Below are 22,372 nucleotides of genomic sequence, written 5' to 3'. Positions count from 1 at the left end.
TTCACCCTTGCAGCTAATAGGTTCTCCCAATAATGAACGACTTCGTACTTAATGCCCCAGAGGAGCAACGCACTGCACTAGCCCAGTGTTTGTCTTTATGATGCAATATAAATACTATAAATGATTGTTTTGTATATAAACGATCATAAAAATTGAAAATTGACTCACTAATGCCTCTTGACAAGGCTTCAAAGGATCAAGGCACAGCTGTCATTTATGGGCAGTGGCGGCAAATCCTATTTCCCTGTTTAGGGCCACATCACAAGAACTAGGTTGGTATAAAAACACGGACAGGGAGTATGAATGCTCATACTCCCTGTCTGCTTGGGTACTTCTGCCCGTTGCTACCGACCGAAATCGTCTTCAACGCGCACAATGTCGTCTTCATCGGATGGGTAGACTGGGTCGGTGTGCTGCCAGATTTCGGCTACGATGCCCCACCCGCTAAGTCCTACCAGACGGTGACGCTCGCCCTGCCGCAGCACCACCCGCTCGCCCGTAGGGTAGCATTTCACTTCACCCTGCTCATCGGTGTCGCTCGTGGCCACGCCTACCGGGCCCTGCACCACCTGCCAGATTTCGGCCCGGCGGTGGTGGTACTGCCACGACAAGCGGGCATTCGGCGCTACCAACAGCACTTTCGGGCTCAGCTTGCCCGAAATACGTAGCTCGTCAATGGACAAGCCATTGAAGTACTGATCAGCAAATTGCTGGGCCTGGCTTTCATCGAGCACGAAAAAGCCACCCCAGGGCCGCGTCTGGTCCTGCTGGGCAATGCGGAAGCCCTGTTGCTGCAGCTGCGCGGCTACTTGCTCGAATAAGGCCTGCTTTTGGGAATCAGTTGAGGGCATACAAAGGTGAAAAAGACTACTGGGTTGAATTGAAGGAAGTGTCAGGTGAAAATCCCGCGGTAAAGTTGCCAGAACCAGGCTGAATTGCCCTGTTCGCCTCGGGTAGTAGACGCCATTTAAGGCTTGCTGGCGAATTGCTTTTGCAGCAGCTTGATGAAATAGCCGCCTACGACCGAGCGGGCCTGGAAGCCAACCTGCCGGGCATCAGTGGTTTCGTGCCAGTCGCCGAGCGGGACGCGGCTCGGAGTTTCGTTGGCGTACAGCCAGATTGGGTGCACCAGGGCCTGGAAATCTGCGTCGCGCTCCGCCAGAGTAGCCGTCCATAGTATCCAGTCCGACTTGGTGTAGGTCTTTCGGCTGTCCAGGGGCAGGCCGTAGCGCTGCTGCTGGGTGAGGTAGAAGGCCAGCTCCTTTTGTGCTACCTCCTGGGGGAATATGTTCAGCTCCAGCAGCTTGTCCCACACCAGGTTATACTTCTGGCTCCAGGAGCCGGCGGGCTTATCAAAGGTCAGGGCGTAATGATTGCCGTCCTCGGCTATCTGCATCCAGCGGCGGGCGTAGTCGCGGGCCAGGGCGGTGTACTCGGTGGCCGTTTTTTCGTCGCCCACCTGCCGCGCCAGTTGGCCATAGCAGGCAATGCCCATAATGGCTTTGGCCGAGAGGTTGGCGTTGCGGGCCAGGTGGCCGGCAAAGTCGTCGGTGCACAGTTGGTTGGTCGGGTCAAAGCCGTCACGTTTCAGGAACTCCACCCACTTGGTGAGCGTGGCCCAGTGGGCGCGGGCAAAATCAGGCTTGCCGTCCCGCTTCACTACGGCTGCCGTGAGAATGAGCATGTTGCCCGCTTCTTCCACCGGCATGTCCTCGCCGTACTTCTGGCCGTTGGCCAGGGGGTAAACACCCAGGTCGTGGGCCGGAAAATCCTTCTGCCACCGCCCCGACTCGCTGTAGTCGAAGATAAAGCGCAGCAGGCCCTTGGCCAGCTCATTGTTGTACAGCAGGAACAGCGGGGCCGAGGGGTACGTCACGTCCACGGTGCCGATGAAGCCGCCCGAGAAGTTTTCCTTCGAGAGCAGGAGCAGCTCGCCCTTGGGCCCCGCCGCTATGGCGTGAGCCGCCACGGCTTGCCGGTAAGCCAGCTGGCAGAGGTCGGCGTACTCCCGGCCGCCGGCCACCTGGGCATCGGCGTAGAGTTTCTTATCGAAGGCGGCGCACTGCTGGCGTATGCTGGCATAATCGGCTTCAGCAGCTTGCAGGGCCTTGGCCATGGTCATGGCCGGGTCGCGCCGCCACCACGGGCGCAGGTTCTGGCCGAAGTACTGCACGGCGTAGGGCGTGTCGTAACCCAGCAGCAGGTGGCGCTCGGCAGGCTGGTTTACCTGACCCATATCCAACACCGCAGCCAGCGCGGTGTTCTGCGCCTGAGTGCCTGATGAGGATTGAGTTGGGCTAGCTGAGGGCAAGGCCCCGGTTTTGGTAAATGCCGCCTTCAGCGCTTGCGGCGTACCGGTTCCGACTTTCGCTGCGCCGCCGGGTGCCGCCAGGTAGACCTGCCCCCAGTCGATACGATGGTTGTCGCCGGACTGGCCCAGCACGGCCTGCGTGGTGGTGCCCACGGTCTGCCAGTTCAGCGTCGCGGCCTTACCTACCTGGGTAGCCACGCGCTGGTAGGGCGTGTTGGTAGCCAGCGAAGCACTAGCCGCCAGCAGCACCTGCACCTTATGGGGCTTGCCGTCGGCGCTTTGGGCCCGGAAAGTGAGGTAGCTGACGGGCCGGGCCAGGGTTTCCAGCTTATCCAGCAGCAGGGGCGAGAGAAACTGGGCCGTCAGCCGCACCGGGCCAGCCTCAAAGGAATACGAAGTCTGGGTGGCCGTGAGCGTAACGCTGGTTTGACGGGCAGCGGGCAGCAGAGTCGGCTCCGGTCCCGCCGCGTAGATACCGGCGTCGAGATGGGCGCCGCCCTGGGGGTTGGCGCAGTGCATGGCCAGCAGGTTGTCGCCCTGGCGCAAGGCCGCGCGGGCCGCATCGGGCAGGGCAAACCGTTCGTAGCTGCCGTTGGCGCCGCCCTGCTTCAGCAGCAGCACGCCGTTGAGGTACACTTCCGCGTCGTCGTCGTGCAAAAGCAGCAGCACGAGCTTGCCGGTAGGCCGGGCCCCACTCAGCTTCAGGCTGCGGCGCACCCACACGTCGCGGCTGGTCCATTGCGTGCCGGCCTGGCTGGTGTTGTTGGTGAACGGGGCCGGGCCGATCTTCCAGCTGGCGCCGGTAGTGAAAGCCGGCTGCTCCCAGCCCGCGGCCGGGGCCTCGAAGGTGTAGCGGGCCGAATAAGGGGTTTCGGCCGCAATAGGGATAATGGCCCGCAGCGGCGCGGCAGTCTGTCCCATCAGCTGGTACGAGCGGCCATCGACGCGCACCACACCTTCCAGGGGCTGCGCTTCCCCGGTCCAGTGCCGGGTAGGGCCCGCGCTGAGCGTGTCCTGAAACAACCAGAGGCTGAAGTAAGGGTCGTGGGTGATGAGCGGATAAGCCGGGGGGCGGAGCTTCTGAGCTTCGGCGTAATTAGCCCCCAAGCTCAGGCAGCCCAGGCTGAGCGGCAAGAAGATTCGTAGAAGTTTCATGATGTGGCGACCAGAGAAAGCGGAGGCAACCAGCCAGGGAAAGGCTGCGGGAGTACTGCTGCGGCGGCGTGGTTAGCGGGGCTGCACCTGGTGGTACTTGGCACCGAAGAGCAGAATCACGACGTAGCAGATGATGGGCAGGTAGTAGGCCGCCGCAATATCATGGTTGGCAACCTGGCCCATGAGGTAGGGAAAAACCGCCGCACCCACCACGCCCGTGATGATGAACGAGGACCCTTGCTGCGTACGCGGCCCCAGGTCTTTCAGGCCCAGGCTGAAGACGGTTGGGAACATGATGCTGAAAAAGAAATTGAGCAGCAGCAGCGCCCCGAACGATACCGCACCCCAGCCCTGGGCAATAATCAGGCAGAGCACGATATTAGCCCCCGCCGCAATGGCCAGCAGCCGGGCCGGCGCAATCACGCGCATCAGCGCCGTGCCGATAAAGCGGCCCACCATCATCAGCACCATGCTGAAGGCGAAAAAGTACGCGGCCCGCTCGGCGCTGAGGCTCATTTTCTCCACTCCGTAGTTGATGAAGAACGCCCAGGTGCCGCCCTGAGCCGCAGCGTTGAAAAACTGCGCGGCCACGGCCCAGCGGGAGTGGCGCCGGCTGAAGAGGGAGGGGGTGTCGGCGGCCAGCACCGGCTCCTCCCCGGGCGCCAGCTCGGCGGCGTGGGGGTCGGTGGGCAGGGGCGGCACCCGCACCAGCGCAAAGCCAACGGCCACCGCCAGAATAACGGCCCCGATGATGAGATAAAGGGTTTTGACGGCCTGCAAGCCCTCGGACGCACCACCCTGGCCCGCCCGCAAAATAAAGTAGCCACCGATAACCGGCCCGATAACGGCGCCCAGGCCATTGAACGACTGGGCAAAGTTGATGCGCTGGTCGCTGCTGCGCTGGTCGCCCAGCGCGGCTATGAACGGGTGCGCCACGGTTTCGAGCGTGGCCAGCCCGCAGGCCAGCACAAACAATGCGCCCCGAAAAAACAGGAAGGAACCCGCATTAGCCGCCGGAATAAACAGAAACGCCCCGGCCGCGTACAGGCCCAGCCCCAGCAGCACCCCGTTCTTGTACCCAAACCGCTGCATGAACAGCCCGGCCGGAATGCCCATCAGGGCGTAGGCCCCGAAGATGGAAAACTGCACCAGCCCGGAGTCGGCCTTGCTCACGTTCAGCACGCTCTGGAAGTGGCGGTTGAGCACGTCGCCCATCGTGATGGCCACTCCCCAAAGCAGGAACAGTGAGGCCACAAAAACGAACGTGAGCACGAAGCGCCGCTCGGTAAAGGCGGGCCGGGCAGCAGTGACAGGAGGGGCGGTAGCGGGCATACGAAGAAAGTATCGGGAGAGAAAGGAAGACCGGAAATATCAGTCCAGGGCGTTGAAATTGCTGGGGTGCGGGCGTATTGACTAACCTTTGGCCATTAAAAACCCTACCGGAAGCGGTACAGGTTGAGCATCATCGACACGCCGCCGTTCGTGCGCCAGGAGTTCAGGTTTTCCGTGTCGGACGTGCGGATGCTCCACAGATTCCACATGATGCCGTTGGAGTTGCGGATGGACCAGGCCTGGGCGGCATTGGCGTCCAGCCAGGGGCCGTAGTTGGCCGCCGTGCCCGTGTCTTTTACAAATATGCAGGCCCACCGGGCGAAGATGGATTTCCCACCCTGGGTGTCCAGCGTGCCGTCTTCGTCCTGCAGGATGCCGCCCGGCGTCTTCGACAGGCTCGTGCGGGCATAATCCATGGCTTTCAGGCCCATGGCCCGGTAGTCGGGGGTGCTGTAGTAGGGCCGCAGCTCGTTGGCCGCCCCAATGAAGGTGCCCTGCGTGTACAGCAGCGCCCCCTCGTAGATTTGGCCCGACGTGTTCATAGCGCCTTTCACTTCCCCGGTCGAGGCCACGTAAAACCGGGGCACCATCCAGTCCATAATCATCTTGGCTTTGTTGCGGTAGCTCACGTCGCCGGTGGCTTTGTACAGCTTCATGGCGCAAATCACGGCCGGGGCATTCACGCAGGTGTTCTTGGAGAGCTTGTCCGTTTTCCACCACAGGCCGCCGCCCAGGTTCGTGTCCCAGCCCCGGGCCCATACCAGGTCGAAGTTTTGCCGGGCCATGGTCAGCATTCCTCCATCATTCCAGATTTCGTAGGCCCGCAGGCACATAATGGAGCCCCAGATGATGTCATCGTTGAACTCGTTGTTGCTCCACGTCAGGCCGTAGGCGTCGCGCATGCCGTGGTACAGGTACTGGACTTTGTTTTTGTACTCAACGGTCGGGTTCACGTTGTAGGCATCGATGACAGTTTCAATGGCCTCCGCCTGCGTCCAGAAATCCATTCGCTTGGTTTTGGCCATATCAAACCAATAGTTGGCCTTGAAGGAGGGGCCGTACGTGCCGTACTGGTTGTAGTACTTGTTGTGGTAGCTGCTCAAGGCCAGCAGGGCTTCGCTTTTTGTGGCCACGGCCAGGGCGCTGGCCTGCGTGGCGGGCACCGCCGCCCCGGAGTTTGTGGGCACTACCTCCTTCTGGCAGCCGCTGAGCAAGGTCAGCAGCAGGGCCGGCAGCAGGAGCCGGGTGGTTTTCCTTTTCAGCCCGGCAGAAGCCTTGATAGGTTCACGGAAGCGGCAAGCAGCGTCTTTCTGGTTCATGGTATGGGTTTTTGACGGGTGAATTTTTCCTTCTCAACCTCCTTTTCTCGAGCGGCTACGGACTAGGTCAGCCCCGTCGGAAAAGGCAATACGCAGGCAGGGAGCCAGGCTTGCAGCTCCAATCAATAGGCGATAAATCAGGAAATCAGGACAGTAGCTTCGGCGACTCCTGGTAGGTCTTCCACAGAAATTCTCCGAACAGCGTGTTGGCCCAGGCAAACCAGGGGCGGCTGAATTTGCCGAAGTCGTCCTTATGGAAGGCCTCGTGCATGTAGCCCGTGCCGGCGTGGCTGCGGCGTAGCGTCTGCACGCAGGCCCGGATTTCCTCGGGGCTCTGGCTGGTGAGGCCCCGAATGGTGATGCCCAGCGGCCAGATCATGTCCAGTCCGGCGTGGGGGCCGCCAATTCCCTCGGCGGCCGTACCCTTGAAGAAAAACGGGTTGTCAGCCGAGAGCAGAAACTTGCGTGTGTTCTGATACACCGGGTCCGTGAGGGCTACGCCGCCCAGGTAGGGCAGGGCCAGCAGGCTGGGCACGTTGGCGTCGTCCATCAGGTTCACTGAGCCCATGCCGTTGACTTCGTAGGCGTAGATGCGACCGTAAGTGGGGTGCTCTACGGTGGCGTGCTCTTTCAGCGCACCTTCCACCTCGGTGGCCATGGCTCGCATGTCGGTGGCGGTTTCGCGCTGCTGGGGCTGCAGGGCCTCCAGCATTTCGGCGGCCTGCCGCAGGCTGGTCACAGCAAAGAAGTTGCTCGGAATCAGAAACGAAAACACCGTGGCGTCGTCGCTGGGCCGGAAGCTGGAGCAGATCAGGCCCACGGGCTTCACAGGGTAGCCGTAGCCGTTCAGCGGCACGCCGTCGGTGGCAAAGGCCGTGGTGCGCTGGAAATGGTAGGGACCGGGGCTGGTTTTGCGCTGCTGCTCCCGAAACGTGCGCAGCGTGGCTTGCAGGGCCTGCGCCCAGGTAGCGTCGAAGGGGGAGGCGTCGCCGGTGGTTTTCCAGTAGCCGTAAGCCAGCCGGATGGGGTAGCAGAGCGAGTCAATTTCCCACTTGCGCTCGTGCAGGCCGGGCTTCATGTCGGTCAGGTCGTCTTTCCACTCCCCGGTCTTGGCATCGTCGCCGTAAAAAGCGTTGGCGTAGGGGTCCTTGTTGATGCAGCGCGCCTGCCGCCGGATAACGCCGGCCACGAGCTTGCGCAGCGGCGCGTCCTGCTTGCAGAAGGGCAGATAGGGCCACACCTGGGCCGAGGAGTCGCGCAGCCACATGGCGTCGATGTCGCCGGTAATGACGTAGGTATCGGGCTGCCCGCCCGCCTCGGAGTAGGTAACGGTGGTGTCGAGCGTATTGGGAAAGCAGTTCTCGAACAGCCAGCCCAGCTCCGGGTCTTTTACTTTTTTCCGGAACTCGGCAATGGCTTTTTCAACCGAGGCTGAGCTGAAGCGGCGCGCCGCGCGCGCCGGGCGCACCGTTTTGAAGGACGGCGGGGCAAAGGCCCAGGCGCCACTCGTGCAGACAGTCGCGCCCAGTAGGGCCGTGTTCTGGATAAACGTGCGACGGTTCATGTGATGAATCTAAAAGGAGTAAAGCGCAAGCGCGGGTTTGCGCAGAGAGTGCGCGAGTGGTTCAGTTGAACTTCAGCGTGGCGGCCCGGCAGCCGGACCAACCAACGGGGACAGGTGCAGGCCATTTAGGAAATGGTGCTCCGGTTCCCCAACCGGAGCACCATAAACGGACAAGTCCCACCGCGTCCGCTCCCACCTATAGGTCTTGGCCTACAGGGCAATGCTCTTCAAGCTGCCTACAGGAGCTTGCGAGCCTGTAAATCAGCCATTACTTCCATCAGCATCACGCCGCTCATCTGCGTGGAGGACTCCACTGCGCCCTGGGGCAGAGTGGTCCAGTTGGTGTTGAACAGGCCCGGCGGGCGGCGGGCCCCACGTTTCCAGGACGACTCGCCGTTGAACTTCAGAAAGTTGATGTAGCTCGTGCGGTTGGTGGCACTCACGTCGGGCTCCACGGCCAGCTGGGCCAGGTAGCGCACCAGAATGCCTTTGAACAAGCCCCCGTCGCCGGCATTCTCGTTTTTCAGGATGCCCCCGGGCGCCATGTCCGCATCGCCGAGCACGAAGTTGGCTGTGCGCGTAGCATCGGCCAGGTATTCTGGTTTTTTCGTGGCCTGATAAAGGGCCTGTCCCGCTCCGATGTACACGCCCTGGCAGTAAGTAAAGCGCCAGTTTTTATCGATCTGCCCGTCGCCGGTGCGGTTGATGCCGTCCCATACCAGGCCGGTGGCTGGGTCCACCAGCTTGGCCTTCTGCCACTGGTAGATCTTCTCGGCCCAGGCTAAGTCATCCGGGTTTTTGTCGAGCAGGTAGAGGCGGGCGGCCAGAATGGCGGCGGGTGCGTTGGCGGGCGTGTTCTTGTAGTCGCGCTGGGTTTTCTTCCAGGCTATGCCGCCGCCCTGCTGCTCGTTCCAGCCGGTTTTGATGTCTTCCCAGAGCAACTTGGCAGTGGCTTTATAGGCCGGGTCGCCGGTAAGCTGGAAGGCGCGCAGGCAGGCCAGCGCCTGCCACTCCATGTCGTCGTAGAACTCGTTGAGGTAGGTGTTGCCGTTTTTGGCTTTGGCACCTGCTTGCAGCTGCTGCGCCTGGGTCAGGTAGTCGGAGCTGCTGGTGCGCTTGTAGCCGTCCATCAGCACGTCCAGACCGTGGGCCTGCCACCAGTAGTTGAAGCCCGCGTCGCCGGCGTTGTTTTTGGCGTAGTACTGGCCCGCCGTGAAAAAGCCCTGCCGCAGGGCATTCTGCGCCGAGTCGGCCCGGGCGGCCCAGTTGGCCGGAGCCGCCGTTACCGGCGGAGTCGGGGGCTTGGTGATTACGTCGTCGATGGGCTCCTTGCAGGAGCACAGCAGCACTAGGCTCAGAAGCGCACCGGCAATACGGGAAGCGGTAAGTGAAACCATCAGGAAAGCGAAATATTGCCGAGAGCGGCAGAATTGTAAGTGGTAGTCAGGTATCAGCCTGGGTGTTGAAGTGCGAAACGCCCGCTCAGCATGAGCACTGGTAGCCGAACGGGCGTTTCACCTCACCCCTTAGCGGATAGTTACCTGGTGCGTGTAGGGGCCGTCGGGCTGAAGCATGACGGTGATATCCGCGTTTTTGCCATCGGCCTCCGACTGAAACTTAAAGGCATAGTCATACTGGCTGTCCGGGCCGGGCACGAGGTGAAAGTAGGAGGCCGGGCTGCTGGCCGTGGCGCGCTGATTGTCGGAGTTGGTGCTGCCCAGGTAACGTTTGCTGGTCACGCCGGCGGCGTCTTTCTCGGTCAGCAAAAACTTGTAGCGCTCATCGCGGCCCCAGCTTTCCTGGAAGAACTCAATGGGCGTATTCTCCGCTTTCCAAACGCCATTGCCCACGTAGGGAAGATCAGCCTTTACCTTGTTTTCAGCAGACACCCACAGGCCAACCGACACAATCTCGGTTAGGGTCGCGGCGGAGTTGTTGAAGTCGAGCTGAACGCGGTACACCGCAGGCGTAGCGGCCGGGCTGGTCGCCTGGTCGCCCTCGCGCAGCTTGTTGCCTTCCATGTAGTAGGCCGTAGGCGTACCTGTGGTCTGGTCAACCAGCTTCACTTCGCCGGGGCTCAGGCGGGTATAGAGCTCAAATACGCCCGCCGAGATACGCTTGAAGGGCATGGCCTTGCTCAGGTCAGTGCCCGCCTCGGTTCCCGAGCCGGTCAGGTACAGGTTAGCGGGAATAGTGGCGAAACCGGCTGGGCGCTCCAGCTCGATTACGCGTGAGGCCGTAGCGGGCAACACGTTCACGCCTTTGGAGGCATTCACGGTCCATTTCAGCTTGCCTTTGTCCTGCGCCTTGATGCCGGCCAGGTTGGCAATGCGGTTCAGGTCGCCGTGGGTCAGCACTAGCTTGGTGTCCTGGCCGTTGGTGCCCGATGTGCTGGTGTAGACCGGGCTGGAAAAGTCGCCGCCTTCCTCATCGAACATTACTTCGTAGAGCACCAGCGTGCCGTCGGCGGCGCGGGCCTGGCTCCACTCGAACGTGATGGCGGCGTTGGATGCAGGGTCGAGGCGCACGAAGGTATTGTCGCCGGGCGCAATAAAGTTCGATACCGGCGTGATAGTGCCATCGAGGGCCTTATCGTCGTCCTTACAGCCGGAGAGCAGACCGCTGGCCAGCAGCAGCAGGAACAGCAAAGGGTGGGTGAGCCTTTTCATTTTTAAGAAATCAGATAAAAAAGAAGAAGAAAAGAAGCGGGGCGGACTACCAGCCCGGGTTTTGACTTAAGTTGGGGTTGATATCACGCTCCCGCTGGGGCACCGGCCAGAGGTAGTGTCGGGACGGGTCGAAGGTGCGTTGATCGACGCGCAGGTAGCCGTTGTCTACCCCAGAGCTACCGGCCTTGATGCCGTGTACATAGCCGGTGAGAACGGTTTCGGCCGTGCGCCACCGGCGGATGTCGAAGATGCGCAGGCCTTCCATCGCCAGCTCAGTGCGCCGCTCGCGGCGTACAATGGAACGCAGGCTCTCCTGGCTGCCGGCCGGGAAGTTCAGGGCGCCGGCGGCCGTAAAGCCGGCCCGACGTCGTAGTACCCCAATGGTACGGTCCCAGTCGGCGGCCGTCAGCTGGTTCTGCTCGTTCTTGGCCTCGGCGTGCATGAGCAGCACGTCGGCGTAGCGAATCAGAATCAGGTTCAGGCCGGAGTTCAGGTTGGCATCAGCGGTGGGGTCAAAGTACTTGGCCGAGTAGTAGCCGGTCGGGCTGGCGTCGGAGCGGTCCACGGAGTTGTCGCCGGTGCCGGGCACGGTGCGGATGGTAATGGTTGACCCATCGGGCCGCCGCCACACGTAGCCGTCATGCACGATGGTAGCCCCGAAGCGGGGGTCACGCCCTGCGTAGGGCGTTTCCTCGCTGTAGCCGGAGCCGACCTCGGATATGGCTTGGCCATTGGCCATGATGTAGTCGTTCACCAGCTCCTGTGTGGGGGCAATGGCGGTAATGAGCTTGCCCTCAGTGCGCGGAATAAACAAGCGTTGCTCGGAGTGCGTTCGGGTCGGAACCAGGTACTGCAGGTCCAGCATCACTTCGTTGTTGCCCTCGTTGCTGGGCGCAAATACCCCCGTGTAGCTCGGAAACAGGCTGTAGGTGCCCACCGCGCCGCTCATAAGCTGCTCGGTTAGGGTGGTTACCTCGGCCCAGCGGCTCTCGTAGAGCAGCACCCGGGCCTTCAGGGCCAGGGCGGCTCCCTTGGTGAAGCGGCCCCGGTCGGCGACGGCATAGGCTGTATTCACGGGCAGCGCCGCGGCGGCTTCATCCAGCTCTTTCAGCACGAAGTCCAGCACCTGCGCGCGCGGGGTGCGGGTGACTTGCTGGGCCTCGGTCACGCCGATTTCCGTGGTTACCAGCGGCACGTCCCCGTACCAGGTCAGGAGCTGAAAGTAGTGGAAGGCGCGCAGGGCGCGGGCCTCACCGATGTAGCGGGCCTTGAGCCCGGCGTCGATGCTGGGAATTTCATCGATGTGGGCCAGCAGCACGTTGGACTTGCGAATGCCGGTGTAGTGGTAGCCCCACTCGTTGGTGATGCGCTGCTGGTTGGTGCCGTAAGCGCCCTGGGCAATGTTGCGCGAGTTGGAGCCATTCACGTCGCTGACGTTGAAGGCATTATCAGACAGCACCTCGTTGAAGAAGAAGTACTCACTGTTGTAAAGGTTCTCGTAAGCGGTGGCCAGCACGTTGGCCGCGTCGGCCGGCTGCGTCCAGAACGTGGCGTCGGTGGGCCGGTCGGTCGGGGCTATGTCCAGGTCCTGGCAGGACGACAGGCCCATGCTCAGCCCCAATCCCAGCAGCAGCGAGTAGCGAAAATTACGGTTCATATCGGGAAGAGGTGGGAAAGGGAATTAGAAGGAAACGTCGAGGCCCAGGGAAACCACCCGCACGGCCGGATACACACGGCCGCTGCTGCTGCCGCCGCCACCACCGAAGCCGATGCTCTCGCTGAACTCCGAGACTTCGGGGTCATACCCGATTTTCTTCAGCTTGCTGATGGTGTACAGATCCTGGCCCGAGGCAAAGAGCCGCAGCCGCTGAATGCCGACTTTTTGGGTTAACGTCGCAGGCAGGGAGTAGCCCAGCTGCACGTTCTTGAGACGGGCATACGCCGCGTTGCGCAGCCAGTAGTCGGAGCCCTGGATGTTGTTGGTCGAAGCCGTGCCAATGGTCAGGCGGGGGTAGGAGGCGTCGGCGTTGGTAGGCGTCCAGCGGTCCAGGTGCTGGGTGTACACGTTTTCCCAGTTGTTGTGGAAGGCTTCCACGCCCTCGCCGCGGATGTAGAGGCTGCGCTTGCCCACGCCCTGCACGAATACCAGCAGGTCAAAGCCCTTGTAGTCGGCTGAGTACGTGGCCCCAAAGGTGTAGCGCGGGAACGGGTTGCCAAGAATAAACCGGTCGTCCTGGTTGATGCGGCCGTCGCCGTTGCGGTCCACGTAGCGGATGTCGCCGGGCCGCACCGAGCCGGGGGCTACGAAGTCGGGTTGAGGGCCCGAGGCGGCATCTTCTGGGGTCTGGTAGAGGCCCGCCGAGCGGTAGCCAAAGTAGGAATTGATCGGGAAGCCCTCGCGGATGATGTTGGTGGCATCGCCGCCACGAATCGTTTCTACGCCCCGGGTATTGGTGACGGTGTTGCGGCTGTCAGCGGCATTCAGGGTAAGGCTGTGGTTGTAGCCGCGGTCCGTACGCTGCCGGTACGTCAGGGCGACTTCCCAGCCCTGGTTGCGCACGCTAGCCGCGTTCTGGGTGGGAGCACCCGCGCCGAACACGCCGGCCACGGGCAGGTCGATGAGAATGTCGCTGGTGCGCTTGTCGAACATGTCCACGCTAACCGTCAGCGCGTTCTGCAGGAAGCCGGCGTCGAGGCCGATGTTGCCCATCGTGGACGTTTCCCAGGTGATGTCGCGGTTGGCAGTGTTGAAGAAGTTGCCCGGTACCGCCTGTCCGCCGAAGGAGTAAATGCCCGGCGCCAGGCTGATGGTGCTCAAATAGCGGTAAAGGCCGATGTTCTGGTTGCCCAGCTGGCCCAGGGAGGCGCGCACCTTCAGGTCCGAAACCGAGGTCTGCAGAAAGTCGAGGAAGTTCTCCTCCAGCGGGCGCCAGCCCACCGAAACCGACGGGAAGAAGCCCCAGCGGCTTTCGCTGGCAAAGCGCGACGAGCCGTCGTAGCGGAAGCTTCCTTCCAGCAGGTACTTATCGGCGAAAGCGTAGTTGAGGCGGCCGAACACCGAGTTCAGGGCCCACTCCTCATTGTTGCCGTACACGCCGTTGCCGGCGAAGGCCGTGCCATTGCTGACTACCCCAAAGTTGTTGCCCGGCACATTCAGCACGCTGATACCTGAGCGGGCTACGTTGAAATTCTCAGTCGAATAGCCTGCCAGGGCCTGTACCGAGTGCTTTTCGCTTAGGTTCAGGTCGTAGTTAAGCGTTGCCTGGTAGTTGGTAAGCAGCGTACGCTCGTGGTTGTTGCGCACCGCGTTGTTGCCGTCGCCGCCAGCCGTGGGCGAGCCGTCAAGCGTCACGTACTCTAGGCTGCGCCGAAACTCGTCCATCTGGTAGTTCCACAGGTCGCCACCGACTAAGCCGCGCAGCTTCAGGCCTTTTATTATCTCAAATTCAGCGTTCAGGTTGGCGTAGCCGTTGTCGTTGGAATTCGTGCGCAGCCCGCCATTCACGAGGCGGTTCACCGAGTTGCTGGTAGAGGTGGCCGGCGTTACGTAGTTGCCCTGCTCGTCCTGCACGGGGTAGATGCGCGGGATGCGGGCCGCGTCGCTGATAATCCACTGTGAGTCAAAAGCATGCTCGCGGGTACCCACGTGGGCGTAGGTAAAGATGCCGCCCACCTTGAGCCGCTCCGTTACCTGGGTCGTGAGGTTGAGGCGGGTGTTCAGGCGCTTAAAGCCGTAGTTGTCGCCGTAGAACAGGCTGTTCTGGTCCACATAGCCCAGCGAAAGCAGGTAGCGCGTTTGTCCCCCGCTGCCGCTCAAACTCAGGTTGTGGTTTTGCTGCAGGGCCTGCTCGCGGATTACCCGGTTCAGGTGCCACTCGTAGTCGCCGCGGGCGGCGAAGTCGCGCATGGTTTGGGGCGAGAACTGAGGCGACTGCCCGGAGTTAACCAGGGCCTCGTTCTTGAGCTGCATGAACTCCAGGCCGCTCACCGGCTTGCGCTGAAAGTTTGGGGCCTGCATGCCCACCAGCGTATTATAGTTAACCACGGGCTTCTGGTTCAGCGCGCCCTGCTTGGTCGTAACCAGTAATACGCCGTTGGCGCCGCGGGAGCCGTAGATGGCGGCCGAGGCGGCGTCTTTCAGCACCGTCACGCTCTCAATGTCGTTGGGATTGAGCGCGTTGAGCGAGCCGGCAATACCGTCGACGATAATCAGCGGTGAGGCATTCCCCAAGGTGCCTACCCCCGGATGTTGATATTCAGCCCGGCGCCCGGTTCGGCGCTGCTTTGCTGAATAGTCAGGTTAGGTGCCGAGCCTTGCAGGGCCTGCGCCACCGTCGTCACTGGCCGGTTTTCCAGCGTTGCCGCCGACACCGTGTTGATAGCGCCCGTCACGTTGGCCTTCTGCTGCGTGCCGTAGGCCACCACTACCACCTCACCCAGCGCTTTGCTGTCGGTTTCCAGGCGAATAGTCATGTCCGAAACCGGACCGGTGACGGTTACCTCACGGTTGACCATGCCCACGGAGCTGAAAACCAGCACGCTGCCCTCGGGCACGGTCAGCGAGAAGCTGCCGTCGACATTCGTCGCCTGTCCCTGGGTGGTACCCTTCACAACGATAGTCACCCCCGGCAGCCCTTCGCCCGCGCTGTTGGTAACGCGGCCCGATACGGTTACGTCCGCCACTGCGGCAAACCTGGTAGCACGGGTATCCTGCGGAAGAGCTGTACCCGGAATCGATTGCGGCATGGAGGCAGTAGTAGGCGCCTGTTCTGCGGCCTGACTTGCGGCACCATCCGGAACGATAACGTAGACAGCGCCCTCAAGCGGCTCAAAGCGCAGTCCACTATGCTTGGTGGCGTGGCCCAGCGCCTGGGGCAGCGAAGCCGCGGTCAAATCGTACCGGGGCAGCGACTTTCCAACAGTGAGTTGACTGCGGTATAAGAAAGTGACCTTGTAAGTGGCTTTCAGCTCCTGTAGAAATTCTTCCAGTGTTTCCAGGCTGGCATGGCTGCTGGCCTGCGTAGAGCCAGCCGAGCGGGCCGAGGCCATGGCCAGGGCTCCCTGAGCCCGACTAGCACTGCTGGTTACAATGCCCAACAGCAGCGCCTGGCATACATAACGAGTAAAGTTTGCCATAAATGAAGAGGGGGTGGGAAAAGGTGAAAATGGGCAACAAACGGTTGAGAAATCAGTGATTTGATGGATGAAAGCGCACCGTGTTTCCGGTTCTGGTAACCTGAACATCAAGCGCTTTCGCCAGCGCCGGCAACAGCACTTCGAGCGAGTTTGCCGGCACGTCGCCCGTGATTTCCTGACTGAGAATGGACGGGTCGCTGACCTCTACCCGCAGGTTGTAGGAACTGCGCAGCAGCTGCACGATTTCGCGTACCGGAGTGGCCCTGAACCGCAGCCAGTCCTGGGTCCAGGCCGAATAGTGGTCGGGCTTTACCCGGCGCCGCGTCAGGGCCGGCCGGGCATCGGAGGTTTCTACCAGGTCGCCGGGCTGCATGGCCAGGTTTTCGCGAGTCAGACCGGCTTGGCGGTCCACAATTACCTTACCCGACCGAAGCACCACCTTAGTGGCCCCGGGCCGGCTGTTTACATCAAACTGAGTGCCCACCACCGAAATAGCCAGCTCCCCGGCATGCACGACAAACTTGACGTTGGCCGGAGCCGACCGGATGTCGCTGACTAGGCGGGTTGCCCGGTGGCTTACCTGGAAATAGGCTTCACCGGTGAGCCACACTTCGCGCGGAGAGTTAGCCGCCCACTGGCCCGCAGTTGTCAGGGTAGAGTTGGCGTTCAGCGTCACCACCGAGCTATCGGGCAGGATTATGGTGCGGCGCTGGCCGTTGGCCGTTGTGAAACGCGCCAGGGAATCGGCGCTTGTGCCAGGCCGTGACCATTGCCACCAGCCAACAACTGTCAGCAGGGCCAGGGTGAGGGTGCTGAGCCAGAGCAAACGAGCCCGCCGCTGAACGCGCAGCCGGGGCCGAACCACCGGCGCTTGCTGCAACCGCAGGCGCAGACGCAGCAGCTCCTGTTGCTTTAAGCCAGCCGGCACCGGGTAGGGTTTTGCCGGGCTCAGGGCCTGCACCAGGGCATATGCCTCGCCGGCAGCAGCCTGCTGCTGCGGGTGCTCTGTAAGCCAGGCCTGCCAGAAGATACCCGCCTCGGAGTCGGCATCGGCAACGAATTCCTGGAACGACTCATCGAGTACGAAATCTTCGACTGAGTAGCGTGTAAAATCCATAGCCGAGGGGAGAAAGTTGACTGCTTTACCTCAACCACTGGCCCCGGGGCTTTTTGTACTCATGCCACGCTGGAATTTTTCCAATAATTATTACAACTAACTGACTAGCAAAACAATAAATTTATAATTTCCAACTTATTCACGAACAGCCACTGCCCGGAAAGTCCCGCCAGGCACAAGGGGGGAAGGGCTTGCCGCAGCCGCGTAATGGCTTGGTGAACCAAGTTGCGCACCGACTGCGGATGCAGGGCCATAATGTCGGCAATCCGGTCGTAGGCAAAGCCATCAAAAAACTTGAGGTGCAAGGCTTCGCGCTGGCGGTTGTTGAGTTGATTGATTGCCAGTAGCAATTCCGCCTGCCGCTCGGCCGAGAGCTGCTGCGCAATCAGGAAGTCTTCGGGTGAGTACTGCACCTGAAACTCGGCTTCATAGTCGTCGGATAGCTTGCTGCGGCGCTGCTCGGCGGCCAGCTCGTCGGCTATCTGGTGGCGCAGGGCCTTAAATAAGTACGGCTTGAGCACAGCAACGGTGCCCAGCTGCGCCCGGCGCTGCCAGAGGCGCTGAAAAAGGTTTTGGATGGCATCTTTTACCAGCTCCTCGTCTCGGCTAAGCCGCATGCCGTAGCCATACAGGTCCTCGTAGTAGCCCAGGAAAATGCGCTCAAACGCTTGTTCATTGCCCGTACGGAAATCATCCCACAACGAGGCATCAAGCGAAGACATAGGAGGAATGGGCTGAAGGAAAGCGAAAGAAACGGTAGAAATATTCGCTGGTGAAATGCGGGGCCTGTGCCGGGGTATTGATTTATCCCGGTGCCAGTGTTTCAGGGTTGAGCTTAGACATTTAACGCCGAGAAGGCAGGCGCGTCGTCAACTGCAACTAGGCCCGGAGGCTGGTTTGGCTGGAGTAAGCCAGCGCGGCCGCCAGTGTGCTGGTAATGCTTTCGTTTAAAGCTTCCAGCAGCTATGCTACTTCGATGATAGAGGGTACAATAGAACGAAACAGGGCTCTTCCCTGATGACCAAGTTTAGCGGCAAAGTAGACATAACAGCAAGTAAGCCAATAAAATTAACCGAGTTGCTATTCGGCACAGTAAAGCTAGGGGAATCAGATTCATTCCCGCCAGGGTAACACGGAAAACGATTCATCTTCTTCGTCTCTCTTGTGAGCCGCAGAGCTGTTTGCCCGGGCAGCGTGGTTCCGTTCTTTTTCAGTGGTTGCGGCAATAAACAGGGTCAGGATAAATGCTGGCAGTTCCCAAGTTCTGCACGTACGGTTGCGGTGTTAAAAGTGCCACTCAGCCGGTTCAGCTTTCTTCCCTGAGCAGTTCATCCAGGAGCAGCTTCCGGTGGGTACATACGCTCAACTGCTTTGCAAACCTTTAAGCACCAGGAAATAGAATCGGGTAACTGCAGCGGGAAACCACCGCAGGCCAGCTGACAACGGCGCGTCTCCTTATGCAAGGCGTCTAAGAAGCTGTTTAAGTTAGCGAGTAGCTTTGGGGATGCAGCAAAAGCGTTACAGTTCGGATCTAACGGAGCGTCAGTGGGCAAAGCTGGCGCCGTTGCTGGTGGTGCAGCGCACGAGCAAGTGGCCGTTGCGAGCGGTAGTAAACGGCATTTTCTACGTGCTCAAGAACGGCTGCGTGTGGCGCGACGTGCCGGCGGACTTTCCACCCTGGCCGACGGTGTACTACTATTTCACCAAGTGGACAGCGGATGGCAGCTGGCAACGGGTCAGTGCTTGTTTGACGATTGAGGCCCGGGAGCGGGCAAAAAAAATGCCCAGCCCACCGAGGCCATCCTCGACAGCCAAAGCGTGAAAAACACGGCCACCAGTACGCGTTGCGTGGGCTACGACGCGGGCAAATGCATCAAGGGCCGCAAGCGCTTTTTCCTGGTGGATACGCTGGGCAACCTGCTCGCCTGCTGCGTGGTCGCCGCCCACTGCCACGACGGCGCCAGCACGGCCCGCTTCTGGGACGCACTGGCGCTGGACAACGAACTACTTGACCGGCTGCAGATCGTGTTCGTGGACGGCGGCTTTGGCCGCTGCTTTCGCCAGCACCTGGCGGGCCGGGGTGTACTGGCGCAGGTACCCAAGGGCGTAGTGGCCGACAAAGGCCGTTTTTTTATCCACACCAAGCGCTGGGTGGTGGAGCGCAGCATTGCCTGGGCCGGCAACAACCGCCGCTTGGCCAAAGACTACGAACGGAAAACGCAGCATGCCAACGCCTGGCTCTACCTAGCCAACATCCGACGACTCACCAAGCTAACTTAAACAGCTTCTAAGAGCCCGTTTGGGGTATTACAAAAATATCGTTTCCGTCATGCTTCGATAAGCGGAGGTCAGATGAAGTATGGCAAATACCCAATAGGCTTTTAGATTAATGCAGCAGTAAACTATAACCCCAGGTGTTGTGCTGCATTAAACCGTTTCACGTCATCGAGGCGGGCATACCGCTCAATCATTGCATCCGTTTTTTGCTTTGTCTGATTCTTGATGGCCTTGTTTGACTGGCCTGCCTCAACGGCAATCGTTACAAAAGATGCGCGAAGAGAGTGAGCAGTATACGTTACTCCAAGATGGCGTTGGACCAGATCATTTACGCTTTGGTCCGTTAACCGATGGTTGCTGGGTTGAGCGGGGCGGTCTTTGTTTCCCCGACTCATGCGCGTAAACAAAGGTCCGGTACTCCAACCAAGGTATTCAATCCATTCCTGCACTGCCCGTACAGGGCAGAAATCCGCACTAGGAGAGTAAAATACTGCTTTATCTTCCTCCAAGCCATACTGGTTGGTCTTGCTCTGGCGCAGGTGAATCACCAACGCCTGCCGGGTCAACTCCACGTCCTCAACATTAAGCGCTACCAGCTCCGAGCGGCGAAAAGCCCCCGCAAAGCCCAATAGCAGCAATGCGCGGTCCCGCAGCCCGGTCGGCGTGGTCACATTCATTGCCCGGATAGCCTGCTTCAGCTCCGCCACGGTGAAGGCCGGCGCCTGCCGCTGCCGCTTGCCCACGACGCGGGCAATACCATCGAGCACCACCTGCAACGCCTCATGGCCGGTGGGCGAAGGCTGACCCGCCAACTGGTGCAGCTTGGCAATAGCCGCCACGTGCCGCCGGATGGTCGCCAGCTTCAGGCCGCGGTCTGCCATCTGCGACACGTAGCCCGCCACCGTCGTCACTTCGGCCGGTAAGTGAGGTACCTGGTGATGCTCGCAGTAATCCTGGAAGCTGCGCAGGTCGGCCGCATAGCCACGTTTGGTATTCTCGGCCCCATGCAAGCCAGCCTCGACGTAGCGAGCGACCGAAGGGGGTAGCTCAACCAACGAGTGGTGGCGGGTAGGCACGACGACGGGCAGTGAAGACGAATTTTCCATGCACCTATATAAATAAGGAGTAATGAGAAGATTTTAGTGCTAAAATAACAAAAATAACTTAGTACCGACAATTAATGATTATCGGTACTAAGTTATGTGTCGCGTTCTACAATACTGGTCTTATGATCCTACTGAGTGCTGCCTGATGGCTTTACTGACAAAGCCGGCTTACCGCCCGAAGTCATCCTGTACCCGCACGATGTCATCCTCGTCGGAAGGGTGCTGCGCGTGGGTGTGCTGCCAAATTTCGGCCAGGATGCCCCAGGTAGCGAGTCCCACGAGGCGGTGCCGCTCGCCCTGGCTCAGAATAATCTGCTCCCCAACTGAGTAGCTGTTCAGCGGGCCTTCCTCATCGGTAGGGCTGGTTACCACACCTACCGGCCCTTGCACCACGCGCCAGATTTCGGCCCGCCGGTGGTGATACTGCCACGAAAGGCGCTGGTGCGGTGCCACGACGAGAATTTTGGGGCTTAGCTTCCCGGCAATACGCAGCGAGTCCGCGGCCAGGCCATCAAAGTAAGTATCGGCGAACTGCTGAGCCTGACTTTCGTCGATGACAAAGAAGCCACCCCAGGGCCGCGTGTAGTCCTGTCGCTCAATAATGAACCCTTGTTGGCTAAGTTGCTGCTCAACTTGAGAGAAAAGCTGTTCTTTGGAGGTTAATGGGTCTTGCATGTAGTTGAATGTCTCGAGGTTGCTTGCTTATCGATTTACCTGATCCAGGAACAGGTACCGCTCCCGATGAGGCTCGGGCTCAGCGCGGGGACGCACGTCCAGGCGCAGCACCTGCCCACCTTGCCTGGGAGAATTGGCGGCGGGCCAGGCCGGGAGGCGAGGGCCGTTGGGGTTACCGGTTTTGATGAAATTGACTAAATAGGCCTGAAACTGCTCTGAGACCTGGTAATCGGCTTTTTCCCAGGCAAATGCCTTATTTGTCGCCAGATTGCCCAGGGCGTACTCAATTTCGGCCGCGTGCACGGCCCCACGCGCGGGTGAAAGGGCCGGCTTTGGGGCTACCGTATTTTTTAGCAGCCCACCCGCTAGGCCAGGCGTCACGTCGCTCAGCTCGGCCACCAATGCCGGCCGGGGCCGGGCGAAGATGTAGCGGTACACCGGCTGGCTACTGGTCTGCCCGTGTAAGTCGGCCCACTTCCAGGTGCTGTACACGGTGAACCGGTCACAGGCCAGGTCGGTAGCCGCCTGCTCGGCTTCGGCATCGGTGGTGGCGGGGTATAGGCGGAATATTTCGGCGGCCTGCGGGCCATACAGGCGCTGCACGGCCCGCTGAAAGCTGGCTACCGTGGGCGGATCGGTACCCAGCAGGGAATGGTAGGTGACTTCCTGGGAGTTCCAGCCCACCAGCAGCGGCACCCGGGCCTGACTTCCGGCGGCGAAAACGGCAGCCGGGCTTTGGGGGAGAAAACTGCCGTCGAGCACCGGCCCGAAGCGCGGGGCACCGGGCTGTCCGGCCGCTTGCAGTAACTCCAGGGCGGGCAAGGCCCGCAGCGCCGTCAGCGAGGCGGCGCCCAGGCTGCTGCCAAAGGCTGCTCCCTTGCGCTCGGCATCAGGCTGCGGCTCCGGGCTGCGGCCCTGGCTGAGCATGGAGCCGCTTTCCCCGATGGCCCGCACAAACAGGCCCCGCGAGCCAGGCGCCACCATTTGAGCGCTAACCGACACGGACCCCGCCGACTCCCCGCCGATGGTCACGCGGGCGGGGTCGCCACCAAACGCGGCAATATTCTGCTGCACCCAGCGCAGGGCCGCCTGCTGGTCGAGCAGCCCATAGTTGCCGGAGCCCTGCGCACCGGGCTCCTGTGTCAGCTCGGGGTGGGCCAGGAAGCCGAACACGCCGAGGCGGTAGTTGACGGTGACCATGACAATGCCGCGGCGGGCCATGCTCTCCCCGTCGTAGCGCGGCTCGGAGCCGTCACCGGCCACGTACCCACCCCCCGTAGAAGTACACCAGCACCGGCAGCCGCTCCCTACTGCTGCGCGCCGGCGTCCAGACGTTCAGGTAGAGGCAGTCTTCAGCCATACCGGCGGCGCGGGAATTCATGTCGCCGTACACGGTCAGCTGCATGGGCTTGAAGCCAAATATACGGGCTGGTCGCACCCCTGTCCAGCTGGCGGCGGGCTGTGGTGCCCGCCAGCGCAACTCGCCCACGGGCGGGGCGGCAAACGGTACGCCCTTAAAAACGTGGATGCCCGCCGTCCCGGCTTCGCCTTCGAGCAGACCGGAAGCTATCCGCACCCGGTGCTGACGCAGGTCGTTCGTCGTGGATGTCTGGGCGTTGGATCTCCCGGGCCACAGGCTGCCAAGTAGCAACAAGCCACTCAACCCCCACACCTTAGATGAGCACAAAAATCCAACTGGCAGGAAACAAGG

16 protein-coding genes and 1 pseudogene are annotated in these 22,372 nt (G+C 61.0%); 2 read left to right on the top strand and 15 right to left on the bottom strand.

The window, feature by feature from the left end; all coding sequences use genetic code 11:
* Positions 1–344: 344 nt before the first annotated feature.
* The 11 genes and pseudogenes from LRS06_RS24820 to LRS06_RS24770 all read right to left on the bottom strand — a co-directional run bounded on the left by LRS06_RS24820 (position 345) and on the right by LRS06_RS24770 (position 17,325).
* Positions 345–851, bottom strand: a complete 507-nt coding sequence (locus LRS06_RS24820) for a phosphoheptose isomerase (protein ID WP_257873913.1) — start codon at positions 849–851, stop codon at positions 345–347.
* 116 nt (positions 852–967) lie between these two features.
* Positions 968–3,466: a glutaminase family protein gene (locus tag LRS06_RS24815; protein ID WP_257873912.1), complete on the bottom strand. Its 2,499-nt coding sequence runs from the start codon at positions 3,464–3,466 to the stop codon at positions 968–970.
* 72 nt (positions 3,467–3,538) lie between these two features.
* Complete coding sequence (fucP, locus tag LRS06_RS24810) at positions 3,539–4,798, bottom strand: L-fucose:H+ symporter permease (protein ID WP_257873911.1); 1,260 nt, start codon at positions 4,796–4,798, stop codon at positions 3,539–3,541.
* Positions 4,799–4,902: 104 nt separating this feature from the next.
* Entirely contained in the window at positions 4,903–6,117 is a 1,215-nt protein-coding gene (locus LRS06_RS24805; protein WP_257873910.1) for a glycoside hydrolase family 76 protein, read from the bottom strand.
* Positions 6,118–6,262: 145 nt separating this feature from the next.
* A complete protein-coding gene (locus LRS06_RS24800; protein ID WP_257873909.1) occupies positions 6,263–7,681 on the bottom strand; it encodes a glycoside hydrolase family 125 protein in 1,419 nt (472 codons plus the stop codon).
* A 236-nt stretch (positions 7,682–7,917) separates the two neighbouring features.
* Complete coding sequence (locus tag LRS06_RS24795) at positions 7,918–9,078, bottom strand: glycoside hydrolase family 76 protein (RefSeq protein WP_257873908.1); 1,161 nt, start codon at positions 9,076–9,078, stop codon at positions 7,918–7,920.
* Positions 9,079–9,207: 129 nt separating this feature from the next.
* The gene (locus LRS06_RS24790; RefSeq protein WP_257873907.1) at positions 9,208–10,350 is read right to left on the bottom strand and encodes a SusE domain-containing protein; all 1,143 of its coding nucleotides are present in this window, start codon (positions 10,348–10,350) and stop codon (positions 9,208–9,210) included.
* A 46-nt stretch (positions 10,351–10,396) separates the two neighbouring features.
* The gene (locus LRS06_RS24785; protein ID WP_257873906.1) at positions 10,397–12,007 is read right to left on the bottom strand and encodes a RagB/SusD family nutrient uptake outer membrane protein; all 1,611 of its coding nucleotides are present in this window, start codon (positions 12,005–12,007) and stop codon (positions 10,397–10,399) included.
* Positions 12,008–12,034: 27 nt separating this feature from the next.
* A pseudogene (locus LRS06_RS24780) lies at positions 12,035–15,096 on the bottom strand (carboxypeptidase-like regulatory domain-containing protein); the annotation flags it as partial.
* 442 nt (positions 15,097–15,538) lie between these two features.
* Entirely contained in the window at positions 15,539–16,603 is a 1,065-nt protein-coding gene (locus LRS06_RS24775; RefSeq protein ID WP_257873905.1) for a FecR family protein, read from the bottom strand.
* Positions 16,604–16,707: 104 nt separating this feature from the next.
* The gene (locus LRS06_RS24770) at positions 16,708–17,325 is read right to left on the bottom strand and encodes an RNA polymerase sigma factor (protein WP_257873904.1); all 618 of its coding nucleotides are present in this window, start codon (positions 17,323–17,325) and stop codon (positions 16,708–16,710) included.
* A gap of 782 nt (positions 17,326–18,107) precedes the next feature.
* Here LRS06_RS24770 and LRS06_RS24765 point away from each other — a divergent pair.
* Positions 18,108–18,425 (top strand): transposase, encoded by a 318-nt coding sequence (locus tag LRS06_RS24765; RefSeq protein ID WP_257869900.1) that lies wholly within the window; start codon positions 18,108–18,110, stop codon positions 18,423–18,425.
* The gene (locus tag LRS06_RS24760) at positions 18,422–18,883 is read left to right on the top strand and encodes a transposase (protein ID WP_257869901.1); all 462 of its coding nucleotides are present in this window, start codon (positions 18,422–18,424) and stop codon (positions 18,881–18,883) included. Before LRS06_RS24765 ends, LRS06_RS24760 begins: the two co-directional genes overlap by 4 nt.
* A 122-nt stretch (positions 18,884–19,005) precedes the next feature.
* Here LRS06_RS24760 and LRS06_RS24755 read toward each other — a convergent pair whose 3' ends face one another.
* From LRS06_RS24755 to LRS06_RS24740, 4 genes are all read right to left on the bottom strand, one after another.
* A complete protein-coding gene (locus LRS06_RS24755; protein WP_257873903.1) occupies positions 19,006–19,986 on the bottom strand; it encodes a tyrosine-type recombinase/integrase in 981 nt (326 codons plus the stop codon).
* Positions 19,987–20,154: 168 nt separating this feature from the next.
* Entirely contained in the window at positions 20,155–20,661 is a 507-nt protein-coding gene (locus tag LRS06_RS24750) for a phosphoheptose isomerase (protein ID WP_257873902.1), read from the bottom strand.
* Between the two features lie 27 nt (positions 20,662–20,688).
* Positions 20,689–21,924: a carboxylesterase/lipase family protein gene (locus LRS06_RS24745; protein ID WP_257873901.1), complete on the bottom strand. Its 1,236-nt coding sequence runs from the start codon at positions 21,922–21,924 to the stop codon at positions 20,689–20,691.
* Positions 21,914–22,348 carry a carboxylesterase family protein gene (locus tag LRS06_RS24740; RefSeq protein ID WP_257873900.1) on the bottom strand — a complete coding sequence of 145 codons (435 nt, stop codon included), beginning with the start codon at positions 22,346–22,348 and terminating at the stop codon, positions 21,914–21,916. The genes LRS06_RS24745 and LRS06_RS24740 overlap by 11 nt, the downstream gene beginning before the upstream one ends.
* Positions 22,349–22,372: the final 24 nt, after the last annotated feature.

It is taken from the genome of Hymenobacter sp. J193 (genome assembly GCF_024700075.1).
In the GTDB taxonomy this organism is placed as follows: domain Bacteria; phylum Bacteroidota; class Bacteroidia; order Cytophagales; family Hymenobacteraceae; genus Hymenobacter.
Note: the sequence above shows the minus strand (reverse complement) of the source record. Positions and strands in the feature narration are given on the sequence as shown.